Annotated in this window: 4 protein-coding genes; all 4 read right to left on the bottom strand. The window is 51.2% G+C overall.

The window, feature by feature from the left end; all coding sequences use genetic code 11:
* Nucleotides 1-3,120, bottom strand: a 3,120-nt coding sequence (locus PSE69_RS19370; protein WP_272675325.1) for a DUF6531 domain-containing protein, incomplete at its 3' end; no start/stop codon positions are given.
* Between the two features lie 57 nt (nt 3,121-3,177).
* On the bottom strand, nt 3,178-3,597 hold the full coding sequence (locus PSE69_RS19365) for a DcrB-related protein (RefSeq protein WP_014657251.1): 420 nt from the start codon (nt 3,595-3,597) through the stop codon (nt 3,178-3,180).
* A gap of 8 nt (nt 3,598-3,605) precedes the next feature.
* Nucleotides 3,606-5,762 carry a type VI secretion system Vgr family protein gene (locus PSE69_RS19360; protein ID WP_154610202.1) on the bottom strand — a complete coding sequence of 719 codons (2,157 nt, stop codon included), beginning with the start codon at nt 5,760-5,762 and terminating at the stop codon, nt 3,606-3,608.
* Nucleotides 5,763-5,845: 83 nt separating this feature from the next.
* Nucleotides 5,846-6,152: type VI secretion system tube protein TssD (gene tssD, locus PSE69_RS19355; protein ID WP_272577893.1), on the bottom strand; the 307-nt coding region annotated here is incomplete at its 5' end.

The following is a 6,152-nucleotide window of genomic DNA, read 5'->3' as shown; positions in this document are numbered from 1 at the left end:
TCGGTTATTCGGCAGTTGTGTCTGGGTTAAATTCCCCAACACATCGTATTGATGATGATATTCCCCAGTGGCATTGCGCTCACTGACTAACTGCCCCAGTGTGTCGTAAGTGAGGGTCAACTCATCGTCATAACTCACCGTCGTCCCCGTCCGTTGCGCCTCATGCCAGCGCGCTATCGGCACCTGACGCACGGTCACTTGGTTCTGACTATACCCATATTCCGTGCGGTATTCCCCGTTCTCACGAGACCGTAAACGACCAATCTTATCGTAATGCAGTTGCATCAGGACTGGCGCGAGGGCGGCACTTCCGTTCTGCGGCTTGGCGGGGGTAGTCAGTATCTGCGTCAGGTTTCCCACCTCGTCATACTGATACTGTTTTTGTTGACCAATAAGGTCTTGCTCCTGGGTCAAGCGATGAAGGGCATCGTAGCCAAAGCGGTACTGTTCGCCGTGCTCATTTTCTAATGCATTCATGCGCCCTAACGCGTCATAGTGAAAATGCAGCCAATGCCCCGCGGGGTCACGACGTGCAATGACTTGCCCCCGACGATTACGCCGCAGTAGCGTGTGCTGGTCACCCACATCGGTTAATCCGACCAGTTGCCCCGCATCATTATAGTCGTAGCGGTTTTCCGTGTTATCGGGCAACTTTTCTGACAGCAATAAGCCTGTTTCACTGAACGTGTAATAGGTGGTTTCATTGAGCGCATTAGTGATACTGCGCAATTGCCCCCACTCATCATAGGTGAGGGTAGTGGGGTAACCGGAACAGTCGGTTTGGCGAATAAGCTGACCGCGTGGGTTATAGCGATAGTGGGTTTCATTGCCTTTGGCATCCACTTGCCCGATGCAATTGCCTTGCTCGTCCCAAACAAACGCCGTGATGTGCCCCAAGGGGTCAATCACACGGCGGACATCGCCTTTATCGGTATATTCCCAATGCCACGCCGCCCCATTGGGCAAGGTTTGCACGGTCGGAAAGGCAAAATCCTTGTCCCAATCGTAGCAAGTGGATTGGTTTTCGGGATCCGTCGATTGCGTTAAATTTCCGCGTTCATCATAGGTATAAACCCACTCACTGGTATCTGGCGCAATGGCTTTGGTTAAGTGGCGATTGGTGTCCCACTCAAAGTACCAAGTTTCATTGAGCTCATTGGTGTATTCAATGATTTGCTGTTGTTCATTCCAGCGACGGAAGGTGCTTCCTAAACCATGCTGAATGGTTTTGACGGTGCGCTCGGCTAAATCGTAGATGAGTTCTGTGTGCTCTAAACACGTTTGGCCTTCTTCTTTTAACCAGTGTTCAACGACCCGCCACTCCGGTTCATTGTCTTCAAGGGTAAAGGTGTCAAAGCGTTGCCAGCGATAATGGCTACTCAACCCCGTGGCATATTGGTGCATTGCCATTAAGCCGGACTCTTCATCCCAACCAAAACGGCGCGTGATACGGTTATCCGCGTCAGTGACCTGAATTAACCGCTGCTGTTCATCGTAATCATAGGTCACCAGTGTTTTTTCAGCTTGCCCTTGATGACGCGTTACCGACGTTAATCGCTGTGAAAGTGCGTCATAGTGCAAGCGGATATCCGTTAAATACGCATCATCATGAATTTGCACCAGTTCACCGTCATTGGCATAACGGTAATTTAAGGCATTGTTATGGCGGTCAGCGCTTTTCATTAAGCGCAGGGTATTGATTTTATGGGGGTTGGCTTCAAACAGTTGATAGTCACCGTCAGTGGATTCGACAAGGAAAATATTATTCACGGTGCGATAAACTTTAAACCCTTCATCCTGATAAAACACTGTTTGGCCGAGGGCTATTTTCCCCAGGGCTAAACGGCGCCCCGATGCGTCATGGTAGTAGATATTTTCATTTTCAAGCCCCTTGCCAGTTGACTCGATTTCCAAGGACACATCAAACGGCATTGCCCAACCACGGCCCAATCGGCTCTCGCGTTGGTTCCGACTTTGGTAGATACGTGACCAGACTAACGGATAAGCCCCCTCAATAATAAAGTCCGTATCATTTTCACCATTGAGGACTTTCGACCCCGTAGCGGCATGAACGGGATGGTGTAAACTATTGAAAGCTTGTACCACCGTTGCCGTCACCATCGAACCAACCGCGGTGCCGACAATTTCACTTACCAGCGTACAACCGACTTTATTTAAACACTGCTTAATGACAGCCATTCCGCCTTTTCGCATTAAGGTTCGCAGCCCCCCCACAAAGAGGCCGCCAAGAATTTCACCGAACATCTCTGCAAACGGGTTGCGGCCACTCATGATGTCGCGTACCACCACACTGTTCCCACCAATGCGCACAATCCCTTTTTCTTGATGGTCATCGATTTTGGCTTCACAGGTGCTTCTATCCCCATTACGGCACGCCGGCTGGCTATTGATTTGAACCCTTTTTGATCCTTCCGCTAAAAAGTAGGGCTCACTTGCACAATGCCATTTATCACATTTGATAATATCGAGGGGCATCGGTTCAGCATGAGGGTGCTTATTCGCCTTAACGGGGGACAGTATGCTGTCAAAAAAGCCTTGCTTAGGCGATGGATATTCTGGGTATTCGTCAGACAGGGGGTCAATAGGCGCCGCATTATTCGGGGTGCTAAGTGCTTTTTTGGCTAACGCAAAGGGAAGCATGCCCGGAATAAGCATTGTGGATTTTTCCAAAATACTCAAGGCAATATCGAGCCCTTTTTTTTCTTTAGGGGGCGCATTGTCTTCTGCAATAGACGCTAATAACAAGGGGGTAGGGAGTTTTCCTGCCGCTCTTGCTGCCCGTTTTCCCTTGATACGCACATTGGGTGAGCCGGTTTTTATTTCGCCATCAGGCGAACTGAGTCCAAAGAGGCTATCAATCCCATCCGCGACCCAATCCGCAGCAGCATCAATAACACTGCCGAGAGCAAAACCGGTCGCCAATCCCGCGCCAATAAAAACAGCCGTTGCTGCACCGGCAGTTACGCCTGTCAATACAACTGCAGCAGCCCCTACCGCCGCATAGACCGCCCCTTTAACCACACCACAGACAATATCTGCCCATATTGACGAGTGCATCAATTTATCGCCTTGCTTCGCCGCGAAAAATTCATTTCCCATGAGTATGTCCTTATTCAATCGTCAGTATGGTCATTGTGAATTCAAGTCTGCTTTCGGTTAATTTGAGTGCGGTGTAAAGCTGTCCCGCAGGGCGCGCCAGTGTGCGAGCTCTGCATTTGAAAACGGTTTAATTTGGCTATAAGTGACGACTAAGACGTTGTCTTCCACGTGAAATGCCGCTATCCATTGATAAATACTGATGCCTTTTTGTTTGGTCTCACAGTAAATTTCACTCCCCGTGAGACCTTGCTCTGTGCGAAAAGCGGTTGGCGCTTTAACGACGGCATTTTTTATTTCACGTTTAATGGCGCTTAGCTGTCCGGCGAGATAATCACTTAGCTCGATGTCTGGCGACAGTGCCTCACGGGTGATGGAGATGCTGCCTTCTAGGGCAGGAAAACGCAGCATATTCACGGTATTATCTTGATATTTATCACTGGGTAGTGTGAGGCGACCCTCTTGAAATAAGTAATGCATACTCAACCTTATTTTTCAGGAAAAAATTGGGATTTTGTGCTGGCAATGGTGTCGGTATTCGGATCTATTTTAGTGATCCCTGGCGCGGCATTGTCCATATTGAGATCGAGGATCTCACCCGTGGCAATTTGCCCTGAACCACTGGCATAAAAATCAAAATTTTCACATGCGATGGTGACCCTTCCCGAGGGACTCAATTGAAGAACGGACGTACCGCTGATAAGACGGATCCCTTTTGCGGAAGCGATGACCACTTCACCATCGACAATAGACTGTTGATTCCCAAAGACGACATTCTTTTGGTCAGACTGTACTGAGGTCGATTGAGAGCCGTGCACTGAAACCGTTTGGTTTTGTAGGATGACTTCTTTGTGGTTGGCCCCCACGGTCGTCGAACGATTATCCCGTACTACCGTATTCATGTCTTTTTGCGCATGAATAAACACTTCCTGCTTACCGTCCTCATCCTCAAAACGTAACTCGTTAAAGCCCTCGCCCTTATGGGTTTGAGTGCGGAACGTGGTGCGTGTTTTGTTTTCAGGAAAACGAATAGGGGGAGCATTGCGGCCATCGTAAGTGCATCCCGTGATAATGGGGCGGTCAATATCCCCGTTCAGGTAACTGACTTGCACAACGGTGCCGATACGGGGCACGGCCGAAAAGCCGTAACCGTTGCCGCTCCATCCCATGGCGACACGCACCCAACAGGAAGCGCTGTGATCGGGCTTGCCGTAGCGATCCCAATGGAAATGCACTTTGACGGCGCCGTACTCATTGACGTAAATCTCTTCCCCCGGCGGCCCCACCACGGTCGCCAATTCATCCCCATCGGCCGTCGGTTTATAACGGTGTGGCGGACGCCACTCCTCACGACCCGGTATAAAGGAGACCGTGTTACTTAATTGCGTTCCTTCGCCCCCGCCATTGTCGGCTAAGGGTTGCACGCCGTGATGGGTGACCGTGATGACTTGCCAACTGTCATTCATCGGGGCGTGTGGGTGATTTTGCAGGGTGAAAATTTTGCCTGGGCGCAAGGCAAAGCAGTTCGTGGTGGCATTGCCCACGCGGCTGCCGCTGCGTAATTGCTCAAAACGGGCTTTGGTCAGGGGCTCCCCTTCGGCATCCAATTGAAAACGCCCGTAACTTTCAAACACACTGTGCTGCCCACCGCCTGCTTGCTGATCTTGGTGCATCAGCGGGTAAGAGGGGCGCACGTAGTTGTTGTCTTTTTGGATCAGTTGATCGGCGCACAGATACTCCCCGTACTGCCATGTGGTGGCGGTACTGTCGGTGATATCGGTGTTCGCTTGCGGGTTGTAAGTCAACGAGATCCCCGCGGTCATGCCCATGTGCTCATCACTGTAGAACATCTGATCTTCTTCAAACCAGAAGTTGATCCCTTCCTCAAAGGCTAAGCGACACCAAAAGTCATAGGCGGATTCCCGTTTTTGCGTGGTGTAGGTCCGTTCCGGATGCAGCGCTTCACGGTAAAAAAGACAGTCTGATTTGACGTGCGCTTCATCCAATAACGTCTTTAAAATCGCGGGGGCGTTTTGGTCTTGGAAGATACGGCTGTCCTGATTGAGGGTCATGATCCACATTTCAGGGCGGATATCAAAATGGTACCACGTTTTCACGCCATCGGTATTGCCTTGGACACCGCCCGCAAGAATGCCATTGACGGTGCGCACAATCTGCCCATCCCGTTTGACCGTCAGTGAGGCGGCTTGGCCTAAATGCGTTTGGAATTCAATATAAGGCAACAAACTCACCACATTCAGGCTAAGGTGATATAAGGAAGAGAGCCCTTCGGTGAGGGTAAAATCGGTGACTTGAAAGGTGCCCGCAGGAAATAAGCCGATTTCACAGGTAAACACTAAACCGCTCGGCTCGGCGGTTAACCCTAACGCGCTGCGTAAGGCCGCTTGCGCGGTATCCGGATCGGCAGGGTTGAGCCCCCCCGTTAGCCCGCCGCCGGGGGGCAACATCGCGGCGGAGGCCTGCAACGAGGACGCCGCACTGGCCGCTTGTTGGGCCAAATTGACGGCTTGTTGTGTTCGCGCAGATGCCTTTGACATCGCCGCTTCCTTGGCTTGGTTAATGGCTTCGTCCTTCAGCATCGACGCCAGATCAGGGGATGATTTTTTCGGATCTTTTGAGAACATGGTCAGGCTCCGGGTTAACGGGGAGAGTGCATCACGTTAAAACAGACAAGGACGAGCCCGGGTGAGCTCGTCGAATGAGGCGATTACGCTTCCAGCGGTGCACGCCAGTCGTCAGCACCGGAAGTGCCTGCCACGGTGTGCTCCCAGTCGACCTTACGGTAAGAAAGCGACACTTCGATGAGCTGCGTGTAATCCGCTTTGGCCGGATCTTGGCAGTGTGGCATTTGGCAATCGATGTTGACGATAGTCGCATCGGTCAGTGTGGTGGTGAAGAAGTGCTCTTGCTTCCCTTCAACAGACGTGCGGTACCATTTCAGTTCCACTTTTGGCAGCATTTCACCGGACGCCAGTGCGTTGTACAGCAGAGGGACCGCTTTGTTTAATGCCACC

Source organism: Providencia sp. PROV122 (genome assembly GCF_028482365.1).
In the GTDB taxonomy this organism is placed as follows: Bacteria; Pseudomonadota; Gammaproteobacteria; order Enterobacterales; family Enterobacteriaceae; genus Providencia; species Providencia stuartii.
Note: the sequence above shows the minus strand (reverse complement) of the source record. Positions and strands in the feature narration are given on the sequence as shown.